Consider the following 22404-nt stretch of genomic DNA (forward strand, 5'->3'; position numbering starts at 1 on the left):
GTATTTCCTTTCAAAAACTGCGTCAAACGCGGTATTGTTTATTGTTAATTTTTGCTTTGTTGAGTGCGCATCATGGATGCAGATGTACCGATGCCTGCCGATTACTCCGTTGATTGGTATTATGCCTTTGGTGGTCCTTTAGGTGGTTGTCTTTTCAAGTCCTGTCATGAAGATTTTCTGGTTGATGAGCTGTTGCCTTTTGAGCCGGAAGGTGAAGGTGAACACCTTTTTCTGCTGATTGAAAAAAAAGGTGAGAATACCGACTGGGTTGCAAGGCTTCTGGCGAGACATGCAGGAGTCAGAAGACAGTCGGTAAGTTATGCCGGGAGAAAAGATCGCCATGGAACTACACGTCAATGGTTTTGTGTTTCCCTGCCTGGTATGGCTGATCCCGACTGGAGTGGGCTGGAGAGTGATACCATACGGATCATTCGACAGGCTCGCCACCGGAAAAAACTGAAAACCGGTGCCCTGAAGGCAAATGACTTCTGTATCACATTGCGGAGTGTTGATGCTGATCCTGCACTGGTTAATGCCCGGTTAGAGCAGATATCTCGTGAAGGGGTGCCTAATTACTTCGGTGAACAGCGCTTTGGTCATGAGGGGCGTAATATTGACAAAGCCGTCGATATGCTGGCTGGAAAATTCAGGGTTCAGCGTAATAAACGATCGGTCTATCTGTCTGCAGCCCGATCCTGGCTGTTTAACCGGGTTCTGTCGCAAAAGGTTATTGCCGGGGTCTGGAACCAGTATCTTTGTGGAGATGCATTAGGATTTCCAGATAGTAATAGCCTGATTTTTGCAGCGCCGGACGAAGCCATGATGACCCGCCTGGGGAATGGTGAGCTGAGTCCGACTTCGCCGCTGTGGGGCAGGGGGGCATCGAAAGTGACCGACCAGGTGTTGACTTTTGAACAGTCGGTCACTGTCGGATATCCTCAGTTTTGTGATGGACTTGAGAAGGCCGGTTTGCTGCAGGAGCGCAGAGTTAACCGCCTGATACCTCAGCAGTTCACCTGGGTGTGGGAAAACAGTCCGGAAGGAAGTTCACTGGTATTGCGCTTCCGGCTGCCAAAGGGCTGTTTTGCGACTTCTGTGCTCAGGGAGTTGTTTGATTGTTATGAAAAAGAACCATGAAGCATGGTCGTGAAATGAGTCATGCAGTTCACGACAGTGGGCTTAAGAAAAGTTTGGATTAATTCAGGATTGAGGGACTATGACCATATTGCTATCCAATGATGATGGCGTTACCGCCAGGGGATTGGCCCTTTCGTTTGCCGCCATGAAATCGCATGGTCAGTGCTGGGTAGTGGCTCCGGATAATGACTGTTCTGGCAAGGGCCATTCCCTCACTCTGGACCGGCCGCTGCGTATGAAAGAGCACGACAATGGGTTCTTCAGCGTGAACGGGACACCGGCAGATTGTGTCAACCTCGCCGTCAGTGGGCTGTTTGGCCGCCTTCCGGAACGCGTAGTTTCCGGTATTAACAGTTGCGCAAACCTGGGCGATGATGTGCTCTACTCGGGGACTGTGGCTGCGGCTATGGAAGGACGCATGCTGGCAAAAACCGCAATCGCTATTTCATCCTGTGGTCAAGGGGATCACCACCTGGAAGTGAGCGCCAGGGTGTTGCACGATTTGATGTTGCGCCTTGAGGATCAGGTTCTGCCAGAAGGCACGATACTCAATGTCAATGTCCCGGCCTGTGACTATGAAGAGATCCGTGGAATGAAAATTACCCGGCTCGGCCATCGTCACCCGTCAAAGCCTCCGGTAAAAATCACCGATCCCCGTGGCAATACGGTGTGGTGGATCGGCGGTGTTGGTAAGCCCCAGGTTGCTGAGGAAGGGACTGATTTTCATGCAGTGGCTTCTGGCTATGTATCCATTACCCCATTGCAATACGATAAGACCAGCCATGCAACGTTATCACTGATGGAGGATTGGCTTGGAGCCTGTGTATGAGGGATCTTGAAATTGATGGTATCGGTATGACGTCACGCCGCACCAGAGAGCGGCTGATCCAGCGCCTGATGGATCAGGGTATTCAGTCCGGCAAGGTTCTGGATGCCATTCGCACCATTCCCCGTCATCTTTTTCTCGATGAGGCGCTGTCGCATCGTGCTTACGAAGACACAGCACTGCCGATTGGTCATAATCAGACGCTGTCCCAGCCATATATTGTGGCCAAAATGACAGAAGAACTGTTGGCCCGGGGTGAACTGAACAAGGTACTGGAAATTGGCACCGGATCCGGTTATCAGACGGCTGTGCTTGCTTCGCTGGTGGCTAAGGTCTACTCCGTGGAACGCATCAGGCCATTGCAGGAGAAGGCACAGCAGAGACTCTCCAGGCTCTCTATGAATAATGTTCGTCTTCGTCATACCGATGGTGGTATGGGCTGGCCGGAAGAAAGTCCATTTGATGGGATTATCGTCACGGCGGCACCGGGAGAAATTCCGGCAGCGCTGTTGAGCCAGCTGTCTCCGGAAGGTGGCAGGCTGGTCATTCCGGTTGGAGGAAACAACTTTCAGGATCTTGTGTTGGTGACCAGAAACGGTGATGAGTATCAGCGCAAGGTGTTGGAAGCTGTCCGGTTTGTACCATTGCTGGCCGGTGTTATACGCTGATACCTGATAAAAAAGACGTTGCCTTTTTTTACAACGTACCCACACAAAAAGCAGTCAGTCAGGGATGGCTGATGGCATTTTACTTAACTTCTGTTCCAAAGGTCAGAACATGTCGAATCATTCTTCTTACTTTGCCCTCATCGCCAGGGGAATGGCTATGGGGGCCGCCGATGTTGTGCCGGGCGTATCCGGTGGAACCATCGCATTTATTACCGGCATTTATGACCGGCTGCTGAATGCCTTGAAAAGTGTTAACCCATCGTTACTGAAGGTACTTGGTGAGGAAGGGGTTGCCGGTGTGTGGCAGAGAATAGACGGCACATTTCTGGTGTGTGTGTTTGGTGGTGTGCTGACCAGTATTCTGTCCTTTGCCCATGTGATTACCTGGTTTCTGGCGACGTATCCGGAGATGCTCTGGGCATTCTTTTTTGGTCTGATTCTGGTGTCCGGATTGCATATGATTCGTCAGGTTGATCAGTGGAATGTGGCGACTATCATAACCCTGATCGCTGGTATTGTGATTGCTTATGCTGTAGGTGTATTAACCCCGACCAGTCTTGAACCAGAGCCCGTGACGCTGTTTTTTGCCGGTAGCATTGCAATCTGCGCGATGATTCTGCCAGGTATTTCCGGTAGCTTTATGTTACTGATGATGGGGCTGTATGGTCCGGTCATTGATGCCGTGAAGAGTTTGGATTTCAGTGTGCTGACCGTTTTTGGCCTGGGTTGTATCGGCGGTTTGCTCAGCTTTTCTCATGTGTTGTCATGGCTGCTAAACAAGCACCGCGATCTGGCGATTTCACTATTGACCGGCCTGATGCTTGGAGCCCTGGGCAAAGTCTGGCCATGGAAGGAGACGCTGGAAACACGGATTAACAGTTCCGGTGAGTTGGTCCCGCTGATTCAGGCGAATGTTTCGCCGATGAATTATCAGGGAATTACCGGGCAGCCTGCTTATCTGGTTGAATCTATTGGGCTGATGATTTTTGCCATTGCTTTGGTGGCGATGATTGAGTGGATGGGTAGTAAAAAGCACTAAATCATCGTGCCAATATAGGTGAAAATACTAACATTGGTATAATATTTTAAACCATAAATTACATTTTATATTCGATTATTGAATATATGATTTTTGTGGGTATGCAGGGTAGTGGAGTTGATAAAGTGTTGGATTTCATGAAAATCACTCTGATTAATTTGAGTGATTGCTCAATAAAAATACTTTTTCTAACAGCCTGCCTGCTAACTGCAAGTTGCAGCCATGATCCGGCCAGGGTTACGGTCACTGACCTGAGATCACCACCGAAGGTGACTTCAGGTCAGCATATTGTCCAAAGAGGAGAAACTCTTTATTCAATAGCCTGGCTCTATAGCAGAGACTTCAGAGAGTTGGCCCGAAAGAATAGCATTCGAAGTCCTTATACTATCTATCCGGGGCAGAAAATAGACTTATCTATCCATCGGTCCGGGGTTGCCACTCCGTCGGTAACTCCAGTCAGGCAGCCAAAGAAAACAGTTGCCAAAAGCCGCGCTCCGGTTAAAAAATATACAGCAAAGAGTTCGACGCCAAAAAGTACCGCTTCCGGCAGCAGTGGCTGGCAATGGCCTGCGAACGGAAAAATTATTTCCGCCTATTCGCTCAAAATGCCCGTTAACAAGGGGATTGATATTGGCGGCAAATTAGGAGAGCCTGTAAAGGCAGCAGCCAGTGGTGAGGTAGTGTACGCAGGAAGCGACCTGTCCGGCTATGGCAGGCTGATCATTTTGAAACATAATAGTAGCTATCTGAGCGCCTATGCGCACAACAGGGATCTATTGGTGAATGAGGGAGACTCAGTTAAAGCGGGCCAGAAGATAGCCGAAATAGGTTCTACAGGAACGACGGAGCCTAAGCTGCACTTCGAAATTCGGCGTGATGGTAAACCGGTCGACCCGATGGGGTACCTTCCAGGGCGCTGATAACGAAGGTCAGTGGCTGTTGTAGTAGAGGGATCTCACGGGTGTCGGCGCAACTTCAGGTTGCCCGACATAGAGTGGGACTTTCGGATAGGACTAACTCTTATGGCATCGAAGAGGGATGACGCAGAGCTAAGCAGTTATGCTGACGATGTAATCCAGGGACAGGATGAATTGAGCCCGGACGAAAATGCCGGTGACCTCATTGAAGTGGTTGGCGAGAACGATGATATCGATAAGCCACGGCCTGCGGCTGTGTCTCCGGTGAGTACCGGTCGTCGAAAAGAAGACGATGGATTTTACAAATCCATCGATGCAACCCAGCTGTACCTGAATGAGATTGGCTTTTCACCTCTCCTCACCCCTGAGGAAGAGGTTCACTACGCCCGTCTTGCCCGAAAAGGGGTAGAAGCGGGCAGACGTCGGATGATTGAAAGTAATCTCCGGCTGGTTGTTAAAATCTCCAGGCGCTATGTCAACCGTGGCCTGACACTGCTTGATCTGATTGAAGAGGGTAACCTTGGTCTGATTCGTGCGGTTGAAAAATTTGATCCGGAACGTGGATTCCGTTTTTCAACCTACGCGACCTGGTGGATACGACAGACGATTGAGCGGGCGATCATGAATCAGACCCGCACCATACGGCTGCCCATTCATGTGGTTAAAGAACTGAACGTCTATCTCAGGGCTGCCAGGGAATTAACCCAGAAGCTGGATCATGATCCCAGCCCGGAAGAAATTGCCGAGTTGCTGGATAAGCCGGTGGCTGATGTAAAACGGATGCTCGGTCTTAATGAGCGAGTGACATCGGTTGATACACCACTGGGACCTGACTCTGATAAATCCATTCTGGATACGATCTCTGATGAGAAAGGTGCCGACCCGGCCGAACTGTTACAGGATCTGGATCTTAATGACAGTCTTGACCGCTGGTTAGGTGAGTTATCAGAAAAACAGCGAGAGGTGGTGGCCCGCCGGTTTGGTCTCAGGGGGTATGAAACCAGCACGCTTGAGGAAGTCGGTAAGGAGATTGGCCTGACCCGTGAACGGGTAAGACAGATTCAGGTAGAGGCTTTAAAGCGGCTTCGATCTATTCTTGAAAAGCAGGGGTTGTCAGGAGAGTCCCTGTTTAACTGATGGCCTGACATTGAACTTCCGTTAATAAAAAAGCCATGAGTAACCCTCATGGCTTTTTTGCTATTGAACTCAGCGTTCCAGCTGGTCCAGCTTGCCCTTCACGCCATCCCACTCTGCTGCATCAGGGAGAGGGTCTTTCTTCTCGGTAATGTTATCCCAGACATCCGCGAGCACGGCGTTCAGTTCGATGAAATCCTGCTGGTCATCGGGAACCTCATCTTCGGAGAAAATAGCGTTTGCCGGACACTCTGGCTCACAAAGAGCGCAGTCAATACATTCATCCGGGTGAATAACCAGGAAGTTTGGTCCTTCATAGAAGCAGTCCACAGGACAGACTTCCACGCAATCGGTGTATTTGCACTTGATGCAGTTTTCACCCACTACGAAAGCCATGGTGGTTAAACTCCATTTGATCTGACTAAAAAAAAGTACTGCCCGGTTTTGCTGTTAAAATCGTGATAACAACTCAGTTAACGAAAGCATGTCATAATGTGACCTGAAACATTATGTCAGGTTCTCTTAACAGAACCTGAGGCAATACAAAAACGTCGGGCAAGTCTACCAGAGTTGTAAACCCGCTGGATAGCCGGGATTACCATAAACTTATACCGGTCAGGGTATAAGCACCATTAAATTATTTTCCCAGCCCCTTGAGCGTATAAAGAAGCTCCATGGCCTGGCGGGGTGTCAGGTTATCCACGTCTGTTTTATCCAGGGCTGCAACCGCCGGGTGTGGCTCAGGGCTGGCAAACAGATCAGCCTGAGGTGTGAAAATAGCCTTTCCCAATGGTTTTGCAACAGGTTGTGGAGCGGGTTCCTGCTGCTCCAGCATGGCCAGTTTCTGCCGTGCCTGGTTAATGACATGTCGGGGTACACCGGCCAGTTGTGCCACCTGCAGGCCATAGCTCTGGCTGGCAGGACCTTCCTGAACCGCATGAAGAAAGACAATGCGATCGTCATGTTCAGTCGCATTGAGATGCACGTTCACTACCGTATTGCACTCTTCGGGCAGCTGGGTCAACTCAAAGTAGTGGGTGGCAAACAGGGTGAATGCCCGTACTGAATCCGCCAGATATTGAGCGCAGGCCCAGGCCAGGGACAGCCCGTCGAAGGTGCTGGTTCCGCGGCCGATTTCATCCATCAGCACCAGACTTTGCTCGGTAGCATTATGAAGAATATTGGCGGTTTCCGTCATTTCCACCATAAAGGTTGAACGACCACTGGCCAGGTCATCCGAAGAGCCAATGCGGGTGAAAATCCGATCCACCAGACCAATACGCGCACGGGATGCCGGTACAAAGCTGCCAATATGAGCCAGCAGCACAATCAACGCCGTCTGTCGCATATAGGTGGATTTACCGCCCATATTGGGACCGGTGATAATCAGCATACGACGCTGAACATTGAAGGTGACATTGTTTGCCACAAACGGTTCGTCCAAAACCTGCTCAACAACCGGATGGCGGCCTTCAACAATGTCAATACCAGGGCTCTGCAGGATTTCAGGACGGCAGAAGTTCAGTGTCTCGGCCCGTTCAGCCAGGTTGCTGAGCACATCCAGCTCTGACAGGGCCATGGAGCACTCCTGGAGCGGTCCCAGCTGTGCCACCAGTTTGTCCAGAAGCTCATCGTACAGTGCTTTTTCCCGGGCCAGGGCACGGCTTTTGCTGGACAGCGCCTTGTCTTCAAACTCTTTCAGCTCCGGGGTAATAAAGCGTTCAGTATTTTTCAGGGTCTGGCGGCGAATATAGTCTACCGGGGCGTCTTCGGATTCTCGGCGGCTCAATTCGATATAGTAACCGTGTACCCGGTTATAACCGACTTTCAGGCTGGGCAGGCCCGTACGCTCACGCTCCCGTAATTCCATTTGAATCAGATAGTCACCCGCATTCTCACTGATGGAGCGCAGCTCATCCAACTCGGCGTCATAACCTTCGCCGATCACGCCACCATCACGGATCACCACAGGTGGGTTCTCAATGATGGCCCGGGTTAATAATGCTTCGAGTTCAGGGTGTTCACTGATGCTTTTTGCCAGTTGATGTACTGTCTGGCTATCAATCGTTGCCAGCTGCTGCTGAAGTTCTGGCAGTTGCTGCAGGGCATCTCTTAACCGCGCCAGATCCCGTGGTCGGGCAGACTTCAGGGCAACCCTGGCAAGAATACGTTCAATGTCGCCAATATGTTTGAGAATGGGATAAAGGGACTCAAAATGGCAGCCATCTTTCAGGGCGGTGATTGCTGACTGGCGGGCCTGCAGTTTGTCAATATTGCGCAGTGGCCGGTTGATCCATCGTCCGAGCAGGCGGCTGCCCATGGCCGTGGCTGTGCGATCCAGCACTGCAGCCACTGTGTGCTCCCGGCCGCCATTCATATTGGTGGTCAGTTCCAGGTTTCTCCGGCTGGCGGCATCCAGCACCACGCTCTCTTCGCGGTTTTCCTGTGCCAGGGCGCGAATATGGGGCAGGGCGGTTCGCTGTGTTTCCCGGGCGTACTGCAGCAGACAGCCAGCCGCCTCAATAGCCAGTGTTAAGTGGCTGCAGCCAAAGCCATCAAGACTTTGCGTCTGGAACTGTCGGGTTAATTGCTCAACAGCACTCTCATGGTCAAAGTCCCATGGGGGGCGTTTGCTGGAACCGGGGCGACGCAGTAATATCTCAGGCCAGTTGCGGTCATCATTCAGTAATACTTCGGCAGGGCTCAGGCGCTCAACTTCAGAAAGCAGTGCCTCTTCACTGGTCACCTCAAGCACATTGAACCGGCCACTGCTGATATCGAGAAATGCCAGCCCATAGCGGTTTTCCCGCTGGTTAACCGCCATCAGCAGATTATCCTGACGCTCATCCAGCAAAGCCTCATCACTAACGGTACCGGGGGTCAGAATACGAACCACCTTACGCTCAACCGGCCCTTTGCTGATGGCCGGATCACCAATCTGCTCGGCAATGGCAACAGACTGACGCAACCGGATCAACCTGGCCAGATAACCCTCCACCGCATGGTATGGAATACCCGCCATGGGGATAGGTTCGCCACCGGATTGCCCTCGTTTGGTCAGGGTAATGTCCAGCAGGTGTGCAGCCTTTTTGGCGTCGTCATAAAACAGCTCGTAGAAATCACCCATCCGGTAAAACACCAGGTGATCCCTGTGCTGCTGTTTGATGCGCAGATACTGCTGCATCATCGGAGTGTGGTTGGAGAGGTCGGTATTTTCCATTAAATTCAATAGCTTAAGTGGTGTTGGTTGATTCCTGGGGCATCATCGGGGCATTTTTATCCAGGCAATGCCCGTTGGACTCCAGAGCGGTCCAGATGTGAATAACCTCATTCCGGCTCTCTGTTTTCATCTGGCAACCATAGGGTTTAACCAGCATCGAATAGTCCGTGAGCCCCATCTGATCGGTAATAAATGCAATGTTAACATGCGGATAGTTTGCCAGCAGGCAAAAGTATCACTGGTTTGACAAATTGTTTTGTATGACCGAACCAGTTATGCAATACCGTTGCGCGCCAGTTTATTCCTCGCCAAAATCGGCGGCATATCAAATGTGCAAGATTTTTTGTTGAATAACCTGGGGTAAATTCTATATTTACTTTAAGTTAATGTGCAGTAGAATAATGCAATGTTCAAGGTGGTTTTCTCAAAGCAGGCCGTTAAAGTTCTGAGGAAAGCTTCAGAGCTTGACCGATTGAGGATTCAAAAGGCTATCAACAAGCTTCCAGACGGTGATGTAAAGAAGCTGACGGGTGAAGCATAGGCTGCGGGTTGGAGGCTGGCGCGTTGTTTACGAGATTGAGCATGACAGGCTGATCATTGAGGTGATCAAAATTGCGCCGCGAGGCAAGATTTACAAGCATTAAACATGGGGGCAATGCCCCCAAAGGTTTTGGTGATGGTCGATATACTGAAGCATGAAGGGAAACCGGCTTTTGTGGTTATGCCTTATGACGAATATCAGGCAATGCTTGAGAAGCTGGAGGACCTGGAGGATTCTGATGCTGTTCATGAATTTCGGGCTGCGTTACGCCGGGGTGAGGAAGAGTTGATACCTGCTGAAGTAGTGAACAGGTTGTTGACTGAAAACACTGTGAAGGTGTGGCGAGAGTACAGAAGCATGAGTCAAAAGTCCCTCGCTGAAAAAACCGGTATTTCCGAAGCCATGATCAGCCAGATTGAGAGTGGCAAGAAGCAGGGTTCCTTGAAAACAATTACTAAAATTGCACAAGCCCTGAATCTTACCGTTGATGACATTATTGATTAACCCATTTTACGCGCCAAAAGTCACCGGCCAGAGCGCCGGTTTTTTTATTGTCTGAATTTGCCTCACCGTAAAGGTCCATGGACTTCTTTTTGCTGCCGTTGCTTATCACCGAACACCCATCGTCAATGTATTTCTGCTTATTGGCCAACTGCTTATTGAGGGGACATTAAGTCAAAACGGTAAGTGTACTTTTTTTCCTCTATCTCACTGTATTGCGTCGTATTAAATCCATAGCGGCCAGCAAGGTGTGCCACTGTATCATCATGGTTTCGATGAATGCTGATCAGAAAGCTGGCTTGATAATCGCCTGTTTCTGCGAGAATTCCATCAATGATTTTGTTGGCGGTATGGGAACCCATGCCAGCAAGAATGACCAGCTCATCTTTACAGTTGTGTATTTTAACGGTGGCTGCATCCACGCAGGTAGCCGTCAGGTTAGTGGGCAGCTGAAGAGATTGAAGCCGGGCAATGACATGTTTGGAGCAATCAATACAGTGGACTTCTCTGGATACGTTGTTAATGGCCAGGGCCATTCCGGCTTTACCGTGGTCACAGCCGATATCCCAGATGATGTTGAAATCAGAAGCCAGCTGGACCAGTCTGTTCAAACGACGGGACAGTTTGGGGATGGTGAGTGCTGGCTCCGGGGCGAGGATGGAATACTCAGCGAAAGGTTTAGTGTGCTTTTCTTCTGGCCCGGAGCTGTCAGTAATATACCCGTTGCTTTTGTTATGGATTGCAAGGGGTTGCAAGAGCTGTGAGGAGCCAGTTGCACAATGCTCGCTTATATCATCGAGTATGTTCTGAGAAGCGTTCCCTGCCTGGGGTGTTGTTGCCTCTAACATAGTGTTTGTGACGTTATCGCAGCATGGACATTTAACTGATTGTTCTGGAGGCAAAAAGTTCAATTTTCCGTCTGCTTATATTCACTCCCATGATTTTCGTTTGGAACTTAGTACGAGAATGGAGGTCAAACCTGACTAAATGGCTGTAAAGCGCTCAAACAGTCAGCAAAGCAGTTAACCAAATGCAATCGAATATTTTCGATAGATTAACCAGCAATTAATCCTGAATCCTGTTTAGCAAGGGGTAGAGTGAAAATAAAACAGCATTTCCGTCTACAAATGCTCGACTCTATTTAAATGGCTATGCTGTCAGCGATTTATGCGATAGCAAATGGTGAACTACTTAACTCAATTCAGCATACAGGAGTTTGGTTATGTTCGTTAGTGCGATGAATTCAGGTCAGTTGATACACCCTGTACTCCCATCAGACACTGTTTCCAAGGGTGGTTTTTTTAGATATGTCAAAGAGGGTTATCTCAAATATGACCCAGTGGAGGGAACTACAACAAAATGTCTCCCTACCGCATTCGGCATTGGGGTTTCTGCTGCTGGCGGAGCTGTTGCCTTTGCCAAGTTGGCTGAACGTCTGGATAGAGTTCCTGACACAGTCAGACCAGGTACAGGTCTGTCTGATCGTGTGATTGAAGTGATAGAATCAGCAATTAAAGAAAACCCATTAGCTTGCGGTGCAGTTGCTGGAGCAGCAGTTGCTATTGTGTGGTTTTATTCTTTGTACAGCAGTCTGAAGCCTATAACGAAGGCATCCATAGAGGCTGCTCGGGACGGGGTGAGGCATGAGCTACAGAGGGCCATTCAAGAAACTGAGGTTCATCAGGACCAGATAGCTAAATATAATAAAAGTTTATCGGAGCTCAAGGCTCTCCTGCCGGCGGAGGCCGCAGCATACAAGCAGCAATCACAGGAGCAATATAATAAGCGCATGGACCGCTACTGGGATAAGGCTAATTTTTCGGCGGGAAAGTTGAAAGGTTTTGTGGATGGCATTATGTCGTCTCGCCTCGACAATCCGGGTGATGCACCCCGTGAATATGATGAGCGTGATCTGTACAGGGTTGGTGTGGAGTTAACAAGTTTTGTCCGCAACCTTGATATGGACCAGGGATATTTAATGTTTTCCCAGGTGCGACTGCTGAAGGCAGTCAAACCGGTGTTAAGTGATAAAGAATATGACGAATTTAACCGCATTCTCTGGAGCTTTCCTGAAAGGCCCTGTCTTTACGTCGAGCAGGGCCCGTTAGCCAGAGAGTATTCTGAAACTTTGAAATATAGTGCGTCAGAACAAAAACAGTTAGGCGTATTGCGGGCCAGGATCAATCAAGTACTGAGCCAATACCCGGACTTAAAGCCTGATGCTGCGGGTAACATTCCCAAGCCACCGTTTGAGGAGTTCCTGAAAAATATGCCATTTTGATTCGGATGATGTCTTGTTAATGAAAAAAGGCCAGGTTCTGTTGACGTTTTGTTGCTGCCATAGTTGAAGAATTATTTCAACAATAACAAAGACAATTGCAGAAAAACAGCAAAGTTGAAGTTAAGAAAGTGATAGAAGAGCTGGCCATAAATTATGAAGCCAAGATCACGAGTTACATGCAAAGACAGGCATCAAAACTGCTGAAATCACAGGCTGGTCAGGACGCTTCACCACCTCTGCCTGCTCATGGTCGCAGGAAAATCAAAAGGCCAGCTGAAGACCTCATATCTTCTCATAAGCGAAGAGTTGAGATGGTCGTGGCCTTTGAAAAAGCCCGTTATCGGTTGAAAGAGGGTGACCCCGGCTACAAGGAGTTCATGTCGCTCAAACAAATAGTCGATAAAGTGCTTAAAAATGAGCAGCTAAAAAGAGTGTGTCACACAGCTGTGTGGCATAACACAAATTAGAGAGGCAGCTACCTTATCTAAACTGTACACAATGAAAAAAACCGAGAAAACAGGACGACAGCCCGAAAACGTTTAACCGGTATTACGATGAGCGGCAAGCTGTCTGTGTCGTTAATCGTTATCATCCATGCCTGATCATCCAGATCGAAGGTTGTGGTAGCAAGGAGGAAGCCCGATGCAGCAAACCTTTAGATTTTTACGCAGGCAAAAATAGCGTTGCCTGCGTTTGCTGAGAGCGGGATTATTTTTTCATAGTCATGCTCAAACGTGTAAACCTCAAAGAAAGGGCTCAATAAACTTTCAAGCTCGTTAAAGCGGATGGCGACCATAGGGTGCTCATCCTGCCAGAACTGCCGCTTTTCTACCGTATTCTTTTCAATACTCAATCTCAGTGACTGTTTATCTCCGGTGCCACAATAATTCCAGCCGGAACTGAAGACGAAATGGCTGTTGTCAGAATAAGCCGTGTGGCTCACCACTGAGCTGTTACTGATCATGGTCTTGTCAACGGCATTAAAGCAAAACAGGCCGCCCTTATTCAGTGCTGCATGGGCACTGGCAATACACGACCTTAGTCTTTCAATACCATCACTGTAATGAATGGAATAGAGAAAGCAGGTAATCAGATCCACAGGCTGCGGGGCCACAAAGTGACACATATCCTGCAAGACAAAATCGGCTTCCGGGCAACGAAGTTCGGCAATATCCAGCATGGGCTGATTGATATCCAGCCCGCAGCTCTGATAACCCATATCAATAAAGTGACGGACATGTGGGCCTGTGCCACAGGCAAGGTCCAGATGCTTTGTGCCTTTATTACCAAATAGCTGATGTAGCCGATGCAGATAGTCACTCTGGACCTGGTAGTTAATGTCGGCGCACATTAAGTCGTAATAGCAGGAAAGGTCTGTATACAAGGCATTTGAGGAGGCAGTAATCAAGCGCTGTTACCCGGAAAAAACTGGTGGCGCATACTACAACAAATCATTTTCCGATTACCACTCCTCCATCGGCTTCTGTTTCATCGGTAATCCGGTTTCCAGCGGTGATAAAGGACAACACATTACCGCTATTTGTGCAGTAAACTGTTTCAGTCATGGTCAAGATGGGGTGTTGCCAATGAAAGTAAAAATGATCTGTGCGCTGTATGCAGCAATCATGCTTATGGGATGTGAAGCACCGTATGACAAGCCGGTGGTCGATAATAAAACTGCTGAAGCCATCTGTCAGGCGAAAGGCAATCTGCCCGGTGGCTGGACAAAATCTGAAGTTACTCCAGAGGTTCTGAAGGCGGTAAAGCTGGTGGTCAAGGGAATGGAGAAGTCGGCTAAACTGAAAAAAATGCTGGCGGTGCACTCTCAGATTGTTAATGGGGTTAATTACGCCCTGGAGTTCCAGTTGGAAAATGGCACGATCTGGAGTGCCATTGTCTATCGTGATCTTGAAGGAAAATACAACATTACCCAGGCACCCATTCCCGGACTGTTCTGTGACCACTGACCGGTTTCATGTCTGATCGGCGGATCATGGGCTTTTGCGGCAGCAGCAGTTTTATGGAATGATTCACTCCGATAATAATAATTACCGGCTGCTGTTGAGGTTCCCATGTCTGATCAATCCCGTGTGCTCTTTGCAGTGAAAGATCACATTGCCTACGTCACCATGAACCGTCCTGAGAAGCATAACGGCCTGGATATGGCCATGTTTCGTGACATGATTGCTACCGCAAAAAAAATCCGGAAGGATCGCTCGATTCGCTGTGTGATTCTCTCCGGGAATGGCTCCTCTTTTTGCTCAGGACTGGATTTTCAGGCCGTCAACAAAGACCCGGGCATAGTGGCAAAAGTCTTTCTTAAATTGCCGTGGACCAAACAGAATATTGCCCAGGAGATAGCCCATTGCTGGCGAGACCTGCCGGTCCCGGTTATCTCCGTTATTCACGGTAACTGCTTTGGTGGTGGGATGCAGATTATCCTGGCCACGGATTATCGCATTGCCAGGGCGGATGCCAGCCTTGCCATTATGGAGATGAAGTGGGGCCTGATTCCCGATATGAGTGGTATGGTGACACTCTCCCGGCTGACCCGTATTGATATTGCCCAGGAGCTGACCATGACCGGGCGTAAATTCACTGCCCGGGAGGGGCACGAGTTCGGTTTGATCAGCCGGTTGGCTGATGACCCGATGGCGGCAGCGGAACAGCTTGCCCAAACGATTTGCAGGCAATCGCCGGATGCCGTTGCCGCAGCCAAATACCTGTTCAGAAAAACCTGGAAAGCCGACACCTGGAAAGCCCTGCGCTGGGAGCGTTGGGTTCAGGCACGCCTGCTGGGGCGTAAAAATCAGCGCATTGCCATGAAAAATGGTCTGAGTAAATCAGACGATCCTCTGCCGTTTATTGACCGGCGCTCATTTTGACAGGCAACCGGCCTATATAATCTTTGCTACAAATCCCCATGACCAGCTTTGCCGGTCATGGGGATTTTATTGCTAAAGCCTGCATCTGATAAAGAGGTCGTCGTCTACCAGGCATTCGTCCATCATCTTTTTCTGGCTTATAGAAATACAATTGACAAAAGTCTCTGGATTATCTTCCGGCTTCGGATGCTTGATGACGTTTTCAGCAATAAAAATGACATCACTGTGTATCACCCCACCCCTCCTGCCAAGGATTTCAAATAAAATAGATCCGGAGAATTGCTGAGTCTGAATCGGATCATAAAGCGATGGCATAAGCCCTATGGACAGACCGATATCCCGATCCTGATCTGCGCTATCACCAGTAAGATAAATTCGTGCATACAATGCATGTCCTTTAATTGAATGAAACAAGGGACTGATGAGTTGTTGACTATCACCACTCCTGATCTTATCCAGCTCATTTTTGAAACCGGGTATCTTCCAGAGTAAAAGGCCGTTGCCGGTGGTTGCTTTGTGGATTTGTAGTTCCAGCTCAAGCTTTTGTATTTGTGATTGCTGGCTAACAATGGCTCTGCACAGTTCATCGATGCTATCGGCCTGGTTTTGACAGGCACGCCTTAGCCCGGCAAAGCCATTGAGTACCTCCCCAAACTGTTTAACCATGGCTTCGTACTGGGCATAGGCTATGGTCGGAGTTGCCAGTACCCCTGCTGATGCTCCTACAGTCTCGCTGGTTGCAGTGGTTGGCTCAGGCAGTATCAGCGGGTTGACCCCGGGCTTATTGAAAACAGATGCCAACCTCCGGGCGGGATGTTCATCATCATTATGGTAATGGGCAGGCAGTTCATGCAGAGACAGCCATTGTCCGCATTCGATGCTCGGAGGAGAATCTTCAGCGCCCTGCAAATTATTCAGCATTACGCCTTTGGCACAAGCAACCTCCAGGCTTTTCGACAACTCAGTCAACACCTGGCACTGTGCAAACTGATTAATGTCAGGACAAAATTTTCTGGCACATCGAATGTCAGCGGGCAGGGGCAAGACATCACTGTCGTCTTGGTGAGGTGCCGTAGATGGCGACTGCCTGGCCAGGTCTATGACCCCGCAATGCTGATCACCCTGAGCGCTCTCCGGCGGGAAGGGTGCGCTTTCAATAACATGGGAAGGATCATAAATTTTAGTTGAGTCACGCGTCTTGAGTGACTTACTGGTTAAATTTGAACACGGGAAGCAATACAGCTGTGGCAACAGATCAGCGTCAGCTGGCCTGCACCTGAAGCAGGCACCACTGGTGGTTCGGAATAATATTGAAGTTTTTTCTTCGGATGACCGGTGAGCAGGGGCTTTATCTTTGCCCTCAGTATTGAGCGGCGGTGGCTCAACCTTGCCAGAGTCAACGGGAGTGGAATGGGCAGGATAAAAAAACATATACACCAACTCCTCTGGTCAGGCATTAAAAAAACCTTGAAAAGAATAAATCTGTAAAATGACCGTCAGGGCATACGCCCTCCGTCATTGGGACTTATTGACAACAAATCAGATATTTGGTTCACCGGGCAAAATGACCGGATGCTGCTGCGATCCTGATGCCTGACCAATTACAGTACTCTGGCATTATATTTTGGTGATTTGATGTACGTTATGTTATAACGATTTGCATTTTGAGATTGGGTGCTGATCCCTCCGGAACAGGGTGAGGGCAATACCGAAAGGAATCGCAGAAGATGACCATCAGCCTTTGCCGGACAGCCCGTGGAAAAGACAGCAAACAATTGCTGTCTGCTCTTATGGTGGTTGTCTATCTGCTGGTGGTGCACTACACACTGAGTCACGTTCATACGGCTTTGGAGGAAAATCAGCAATCTGAAATATTCTGGCAGCATCCAGTTATTTCGATGGTCGATGAGGCCAGTGATCTCCAGCACAATGAGCACCCACATTCATCGGCCTGTATGCTGTTGTCTCAAGCCGCTTCACCCGTTCATTGGTGCAAAGTAAAGGTGCGGTTTGGTGCGGTACTTAACGACCGTCCCTATCGCTTATCAATCCATTCTTCCACGCCAACCAAAAGACATACGCGCGCACCGCCTGCTTACCAGGTCTGAAGTTTAATGGTTCATCACTTATTTTTTCTTTCTTTCAGGAATTGTGTATGCGTTGTGTTGCAAAAGTGGCCGCTGTTGCCTGTGCCTTGATATCAGCAGGTGTTTCCGCTGATGGGCATCGTCATGCCGGTGCCCATGTACATGGAGCCGGTCATTTGAACTTTGCCATTGAAGGTCGTCAGGTTCATATTGAACTGGAAACGCCGGGGTTTGATATTCTTGGCTTTGAATCCATCCATTCGGACGCTCAGCGCAGGCAACTTAAAGATGCCCTGCAAGAACTGGAAAAAGACGATTTATGGTCTTTTACACCAGCGGCGTCCTGCAGGTTGAAAACGGCATCGGCTTCGGCCAATGGTGAGCATGGAGAAGACCATCATGGGGATGCAGATGGACACTATGATTCCCACCATGACAAGCATGGATATGATGACCACCATGCAGATGACCACCATCACAGTCATGGGCACGATGACCACCATGGCGATGGTCACCATGAGTCAGCGCATATGGATATTGCCGCTACTTATGTTTATGAGTGTGCCAATATCACCGGGCTCAACAGCATCTCTACCCGATTGTTTCAGCGGTTTGCAAACAGTGAACAGTTGAAGGTTCAGGGCTTTACCGATTCTGGCCAGATAGCCGGTCAGATGAGCCGTGAGCGACCAGAGGTGCGCTTCTGATATGAGTAGTCTCGGTCAACCGGTGATTCAGGTGATTTATCTAAAGGATGTCCAGTTTGGCTGGCAGCCGGGGACAATGGTTCTGGATATACCGGAGCTGTTGATCAATCAGGGTGAGAAGGTGTTTATCCGCGGGCCTTCAGGGTCGGGTAAAACGACGCTGTTGGGGCTTCTGGGTGGCGTGCTCACACCGGTTGCCGGTTCTGTCGCTGTGCTGAGAAACGACATTGGTCGTTTCTCCCCGGCACGCCGGGATCATTTCCGGGCAAATCATATCGGTTTTATCTTTCAGATGTTTAACCTGATCCCTTACCTTTCTGTAGTTGACAATGTCACACTGCCGCTGGGGTTTGCCAGCAAGCGCCGTGAAAACGTGCAATCCATGGGCGTTGATGCCAGACAGGAAGCGATTCGACTGCTAAACCATCTGGAGCTGACCGATACGCAGTTGCTGCAAAGGCCAGTGACGGAACTCAGTATTGGCCAGCAGCAGAGAGTGGCGGCAGCCAGAGCGTTGATTGGTCGTCCTGATCTGGTGATCGCAGATGAGCCCACCTCGGCGTTGGACAGCGATACCCGTGAGGCATTTATTCGCCTGTTGTTTGCAGAGTGTGAGGTTGCTGGCAGTACACTGGTTTTTGTCAGCCATGACTCTGCCCTGGAAGCCTTGTTTGATCGCTCTGTGGCCTTGAATGAAATTAACCGGGCCAGTCAACATCGGCCTTTAGACCCGCCGGAGGTGGTGTAATGTCAATACTTCATCTGGCGGTGAAAAGCCTGAGTAATCGCAAAACCACGGCATTGCTGACCATTTTCTCCATTGCCATCAGCGTGGCTTTGTTGCTGGGTGTGGAAAGAGTGCGGGTTGAGGCCCGGAACAGTTTTACCAGTACCGTGTCCGGTACCGATCTTGTGGTCGGTGCCCGCAGCAGTTCGCTTAATCTGCTGCTCTATTCGGTGTTTCATCTGGGTAATGCGACCAATAACATTACCTGGGAAACCTACCAGGAACTCTCCTCCAATAAGGCCGTCGCCTGGACTATTCCTATTGCCCTGGGGGACTCTCATCAAGGCTATCGTGTGGTGGGTACTGCTCAAACCCTGTTTGAACACTTCCGTTTTGGTGGTGATCAGCCCATCAGTTTCAAAAATGGTAAGCCATTTGATGATCTCTATGATGCGGTGATTGGTTCTGAAGTGGCAGCGGTTCTTGGCTATCAGGTTGATCAGGAAATAGTGCTCAGTCACGGTGTTGAAAGCCGGAGCCTGCAGACGCATCAGGATAAACCCTTCAGGATTTCTGGTGTGTTAAAGCCCACCGGCACCCCTATGGATAGAGTGGTAATGATCTCTCTGGAGGGGATTGAGGCGTTGCACATTGACTGGGTCAATGGGGCCGCACCTAATGCACTGTTCTCGGTTTCTGCCGACAGGGCACGGGCCATGGATTTGCAACCGTCCAGCATTACCGCCTATTTTGTTGGTTTGAAGTCCCGGGTGGCAGCTTTTCGGTATCAGCGGGCAGTGAATGAGTATCGCCAGGAAGCGCTGACGGCTATTTTACCGGGTGTTGCCCTCGGCGAGCTCTGGCAGTTGGTGGGTTCAGCGGAAAAGGCATTGCTGGCGGTTTCTGTGATGGTGGTGATTGCGGGATTGGTTGGCATGCTGACCACCATTCTGACGTCGCTTAATGAGCGGCGCAGAGAGATGGCCATTCTCCGTTCAGTAGGGGCCCGGCCCTGGCATATCTTTACCCTGATGATGACCGAGTCCCTGATCTATGCCATCACTGGTACACTGTTGGGCTTCCTGCTGATGTATGGAATGCTGTTCGCCATTCAACCGGTATTGCAAATGCAGCTGGGTTTGCACATTACCATTGCGTTACCGGGGATGTTTGAGTGGATTCTGGCGGTCGCCATTGTTATCTCGGCGACCATACTGGGTGTAGTGCCTGCCTGGCGGGCCTATAAAAATTCATTGGCGGATGGTCTGACGGTCAGGCTGTAGGAGACAAATAATGATAGCTGGAAGACAACACCCTGGCTGGATGGCCGTGGTGCTTATGCTGGCTTTTATGCCGGTGGATTTTGCCATGGCTGCAAGCCCTGAAAAGCCTGCGATCAAAGAGATCAACTGGGATGACCTGATGCCGCCGGTGGATGAGGAAATTGTCCGTAAATATGAGGCGGGTGAAATCAGTCAGGAAGAGGCTATTGAGTATATTGATGAGCTGGGCAAGATTCCGGTAGAAAGCATGAATCAGCAACGGGTTAAAATTCCCGGTTACCTGGTGCCGCTGAATATTGGCAAGGATCAATCAGCCACAGAGCTGTTGCTGGTGCCAACCCTGGGAGCCTGTATTCATGTACCGCCACCGCCACCCAACCAGACCATTTTTGTCCGCTATGACCAGGGCATAAAAGTCACAGAAGCGGGCTACACCCCTTACTGGCTGGAAGGAGTGATCAGGGTTGAAAACAATACCTCCGAGTACACTGACGTTGTCTATGCCATAACGGTGGAGAGTTTGAAGGAGTTTGAATAGAGAGAGAATGCTTTGCCCTGATGCTCCGGGGCAAAGCATGTTTCCCCGACAACAGTGCCGTGTAATGGGGCATTTAATGATAACTTGTGAAGACTTCCCCCAATCGTGTTATAACATCCTATCTCGATTGGCTCCTCTGATAACCGTACTGGCGAGTGACCATGGAACCCACACTGCATTCTGCTACGTCCCCCATTGTCAGTGAAATTGCTGAACTTCTGATGTCCAGGGGCTGGACCCTGTCTACCGCTGAATCGTGTACCGGTGGTGGTATAGGTCATGCCCTGACTGTGTTGCCGGGAAGCTCGGCCTGGTTTGAAGGTGGTGTCATCTGCTATGCCAATGGCGTAAAGGCCAATCTCCTGCATGTGCCGACATTATTGCTGAATAAATACGGTGCGGTCAGTGAGCAGGTGGCTATCGCCATGGCCCGGGGGGTCCGCAAGCTGTTGGCAACGGATATCTCCATAGCCGTGACCGGCGTTGCCGGACCGGGTGGCGCAACACCGGAAAAACCTGTGGGAACCGTCTGGATTGCCTGGAGTACCGGCCAGGAAACCGCTGCAAGGCACTTCCATCTTGAGGGTGATCGTGATCAGATCAGGGCGCAAACGGTTGTTCAGGCGTTGCTGGGTGTTCTGACCCTGTTGACCTGAGAAACGTTAGCCTGAAAAAAGATTCCTTCCTGTTGAAGCGATAAATATACTGGACAAATATCCAGTATCTGTTTAAATATACAGTACTACTTATTGAGCTGTTCCTGATGAAATCAGAATCGAACTGAGGGCGTGAAAAAATGGATGATAACAGAAAAAAAGCGTTGGCAGCAGCACTTGGCCAGATTGACCGACAGTTTGGTAAAGGTGCCATCATGCGGATGGGGGATCAGAAGCAGGAAGCAATTCCCGCAATTTCTACCGGTTCTCTGCAACTGGATATTGCCCTGGGCATTGGTGGCCTGCCGAAAGGCCGTGTTATTGAAATCTTCGGTCCTGAATCTTCCGGTAAAACCACGCTGACCCTGAGCGTTATTGCCCAGGCCCAGAAGCACGGTGCCACCTGTGCCTTTGTTGATGCAGAACATGCCCTGGACCCACAGTACGCCGGCAAGCTGGGTGTAAATGTGGATGACCTGTACGTCTCTCAGCCGGATACCGGTGAGCAGGCGCTGGAAATCACCGATATGCTGGTCCGTTCCGGTGCTGTCGATGTCATCGTTGTTGACTCCGTCGCAGCCCTGGTACCCAAGGCTGAAATTGAAGGTGATATGGGGGACTCCCATGTTGGTCTGCAGGCCCGTCTGATGTCCCAGGCACTGCGTAAGCTGACCGGTTCCATCAAACAGACCAACTGCATGGTCATCTTCATTAACCAGATTCGTATGAAGATCGGTGTTATGTTCGGCAACCCGGAAACCACTACCGGCGGTAACGCACTGAAATTCTACTCTTCTGTACGTCTTGATATTCGTCGTACCGGTTCGGTGAAGCAGGGCGACGAGGTGATCGGTAACGAAACTCGCGTTAAAGTGGTGAAGAACAAGGTATCGCCACCATTCCGTCAGGCTGAATTCCAGATTCTCTATGGCCAGGGCATCTACCATATGGGCGAAGTGATTGATCTGGGTGTCAAGCTGAAACTGGTGGACAAATCCGGTGCCTGGTATGCCTATAAGGGAACCAAGATTGGTCAGGGTAAAGCCAATGCTGCCCAGTATCTTTCTGATAACCCCGAAGTGGCGGCTGAAATCGAATCCCAGATCCGTGCTGAGTTAATGAGCACCCCGGAGAAGGACGCAGCAAAAAAAGCCGAAGCTGACGCCGGAAAAGGTGCTGACAAAAAAGGTGCTGACAAAAAAGGCGACGACGATGCAGCGGCAAGTGTACAGCAGGACGAGCTGCTGGCTGAGTAAT

The 22404-nt window shown here is 49.9% G+C and carries 24 protein-coding genes; 18 read left to right on the forward strand and 6 right to left on the reverse strand.

Annotation, left to right across the window (positions count from 1 at the left end; all coding sequences use genetic code 11):
* Positions 1–72: 72 nt before the first annotated feature.
* From truD to rpoS, 6 genes are all read left to right on the forward strand, one after another.
* Positions 73–1137, forward strand: a complete 1065-nt coding sequence (truD, locus tag J7439_RS02335; RefSeq protein ID WP_209200078.1) for a tRNA pseudouridine(13) synthase TruD — start codon at positions 73–75, stop codon at positions 1135–1137.
* Between the two features lie 79 nt (positions 1138–1216).
* Positions 1217–1966, forward strand: coding sequence for a 5'/3'-nucleotidase SurE (surE, locus tag J7439_RS02340; protein WP_209200079.1), 750 nt, complete (start codon positions 1217–1219; stop codon positions 1964–1966).
* Positions 1963–2631, forward strand: a complete 669-nt coding sequence (locus J7439_RS02345; protein ID WP_209275713.1) for a protein-L-isoaspartate(D-aspartate) O-methyltransferase — start codon at positions 1963–1965, stop codon at positions 2629–2631. Before surE ends, J7439_RS02345 begins: the two co-directional genes overlap by 4 nt.
* A 109-nt stretch (positions 2632–2740) precedes the next feature.
* The gene (locus J7439_RS02350) at positions 2741–3670 is read left to right on the forward strand and encodes a polyprenyl-phosphate transporter (protein ID WP_209200080.1); all 930 of its coding nucleotides are present in this window, start codon (positions 2741–2743) and stop codon (positions 3668–3670) included.
* Positions 3671–3807: 137 nt separating this feature from the next.
* On the forward strand, positions 3808–4590 hold the full coding sequence (locus tag J7439_RS02355) for a peptidoglycan DD-metalloendopeptidase family protein (RefSeq protein WP_286196426.1): 783 nt from the start codon (positions 3808–3810) through the stop codon (positions 4588–4590).
* Positions 4591–4692: 102 nt separating this feature from the next.
* Positions 4693–5724, forward strand: a complete 1032-nt coding sequence (rpoS, locus tag J7439_RS02360; RefSeq protein WP_286196419.1) for an RNA polymerase sigma factor RpoS — start codon at positions 4693–4695, stop codon at positions 5722–5724.
* Positions 5725–5793: 69 nt separating this feature from the next.
* Here the strand turns inward: rpoS and fdxA are convergent, their stop codons facing one another.
* The 3 genes from fdxA to J7439_RS02375 form a co-directional block, all read right to left on the reverse strand.
* Complete coding sequence (fdxA, locus tag J7439_RS02365; protein ID WP_209200082.1) at positions 5794–6117, reverse strand: ferredoxin FdxA; 324 nt, start codon at positions 6115–6117, stop codon at positions 5794–5796.
* Between the two features lie 241 nt (positions 6118–6358).
* Entirely contained in the window at positions 6359–8941 is a 2583-nt protein-coding gene (gene mutS / locus J7439_RS02370) for a DNA mismatch repair protein MutS (protein WP_286198146.1), read from the reverse strand.
* A 13-nt stretch (positions 8942–8954) separates the two neighbouring features.
* Entirely contained in the window at positions 8955–9098 is a 144-nt protein-coding gene (locus J7439_RS02375; protein ID WP_209200084.1) for a hypothetical protein, read from the reverse strand.
* Between the two features lie 519 nt (positions 9099–9617).
* Between J7439_RS02375 and J7439_RS02380 the strand changes: the two genes are divergently transcribed.
* Positions 9618–9986: a helix-turn-helix domain-containing protein gene (locus J7439_RS02380; protein WP_209200085.1), complete on the forward strand. Its 369-nt coding sequence runs from the start codon at positions 9618–9620 to the stop codon at positions 9984–9986.
* A 152-nt stretch (positions 9987–10138) separates the two neighbouring features.
* On the opposite strand, the gene J7439_RS02385 is transcribed toward J7439_RS02380, so the two are convergent.
* Positions 10139–10738 (reverse strand): SAM-dependent methyltransferase, encoded by a 600-nt coding sequence (locus J7439_RS02385; protein ID WP_209200086.1) that lies wholly within the window; start codon positions 10736–10738, stop codon positions 10139–10141.
* 467 nt (positions 10739–11205) lie between these two features.
* On the opposite strand from J7439_RS02385, the gene J7439_RS02390 reads away from it, so the two are divergent.
* Together J7439_RS02390 and J7439_RS02395 are read left to right on the forward strand one after the other, a co-directional pair.
* Positions 11206–12264 carry a hypothetical protein gene (locus J7439_RS02390; RefSeq protein ID WP_209200087.1) on the forward strand — a complete coding sequence of 353 codons (1059 nt, stop codon included), beginning with the start codon at positions 11206–11208 and terminating at the stop codon, positions 12262–12264.
* Between the two features lie 95 nt (positions 12265–12359).
* Positions 12360–12731, forward strand: a complete 372-nt coding sequence (locus J7439_RS02395) for a hypothetical protein (protein WP_209200088.1) — start codon at positions 12360–12362, stop codon at positions 12729–12731.
* Positions 12732–12919: 188 nt separating this feature from the next.
* Here J7439_RS02395 and J7439_RS02400 read toward each other — a convergent pair whose 3' ends face one another.
* Complete coding sequence (locus tag J7439_RS02400; RefSeq protein ID WP_209200089.1) at positions 12920–13615, reverse strand: class I SAM-dependent DNA methyltransferase; 696 nt, start codon at positions 13613–13615, stop codon at positions 12920–12922.
* A 235-nt stretch (positions 13616–13850) separates the two neighbouring features.
* Here J7439_RS02400 and J7439_RS02405 point away from each other — a divergent pair, with 235 nt between their 5' ends.
* Together J7439_RS02405 and J7439_RS02410 are read left to right on the forward strand one after the other, a co-directional pair.
* Positions 13851–14231, forward strand: coding sequence for a cystatin domain-containing protein (locus J7439_RS02405; RefSeq protein WP_209200090.1), 381 nt, complete (start codon positions 13851–13853; stop codon positions 14229–14231).
* Between the two features lie 105 nt (positions 14232–14336).
* Positions 14337–15149 (forward strand): crotonase/enoyl-CoA hydratase family protein, encoded by an 813-nt coding sequence (locus J7439_RS02410; protein WP_209200091.1) that lies wholly within the window; start codon positions 14337–14339, stop codon positions 15147–15149.
* 72 nt (positions 15150–15221) lie between these two features.
* Here the strand turns inward: J7439_RS02410 and J7439_RS02415 are convergent, their stop codons facing one another.
* Positions 15222–16580 (reverse strand): MATH domain-containing protein, encoded by a 1359-nt coding sequence (locus J7439_RS02415; RefSeq protein WP_209200092.1) that lies wholly within the window; start codon positions 16578–16580, stop codon positions 15222–15224.
* Positions 16581–16876: 296 nt separating this feature from the next.
* Here J7439_RS02415 and J7439_RS02420 point away from each other — a divergent pair, with 296 nt between their 5' ends.
* The 7 genes from J7439_RS02420 to recA all read left to right on the forward strand — a co-directional run bounded on the left by J7439_RS02420 (position 16877) and on the right by recA (position 22403).
* Positions 16877–17257, forward strand: coding sequence for a hypothetical protein (locus J7439_RS02420; protein ID WP_209200093.1), 381 nt, complete (start codon positions 16877–16879; stop codon positions 17255–17257).
* A 47-nt stretch (positions 17258–17304) separates the two neighbouring features.
* On the forward strand, positions 17305–17943 hold the full coding sequence (locus J7439_RS02425; protein WP_209200094.1) for a ZrgA family zinc uptake protein: 639 nt from the start codon (positions 17305–17307) through the stop codon (positions 17941–17943).
* 1 nt (position 17944) lies between these two features.
* A complete protein-coding gene (locus J7439_RS02430; protein WP_209200095.1) occupies positions 17945–18691 on the forward strand; it encodes an ATP-binding cassette domain-containing protein in 747 nt (248 codons plus the stop codon).
* Positions 18691–19953 carry an ABC transporter permease gene (locus J7439_RS02435; protein WP_209200096.1) on the forward strand — a complete coding sequence of 421 codons (1263 nt, stop codon included), beginning with the start codon at positions 18691–18693 and terminating at the stop codon, positions 19951–19953. Before J7439_RS02430 ends, J7439_RS02435 begins: the two co-directional genes overlap by 1 nt.
* 10 nt (positions 19954–19963) lie before the next feature.
* On the forward strand, positions 19964–20491 hold the full coding sequence (locus J7439_RS02440; protein ID WP_209200097.1) for a DUF3299 domain-containing protein: 528 nt from the start codon (positions 19964–19966) through the stop codon (positions 20489–20491).
* 161 nt (positions 20492–20652) lie between these two features.
* Complete coding sequence (locus tag J7439_RS02445; RefSeq protein WP_209200098.1) at positions 20653–21147, forward strand: CinA family protein; 495 nt, start codon at positions 20653–20655, stop codon at positions 21145–21147.
* A 140-nt stretch (positions 21148–21287) separates the two neighbouring features.
* Positions 21288–22403: a recombinase RecA gene (gene recA / locus J7439_RS02450; protein ID WP_209200099.1), complete on the forward strand. Its 1116-nt coding sequence runs from the start codon at positions 21288–21290 to the stop codon at positions 22401–22403.
* The last annotated feature ends 1 nt before the right edge of the window (position 22404 follow it).

It is taken from the genome of Salinisphaera sp. G21_0 (genome assembly GCF_017744115.1).
Lineage (GTDB): Bacteria > Pseudomonadota > Gammaproteobacteria > Pseudomonadales > Endozoicomonadaceae > Endozoicomonas.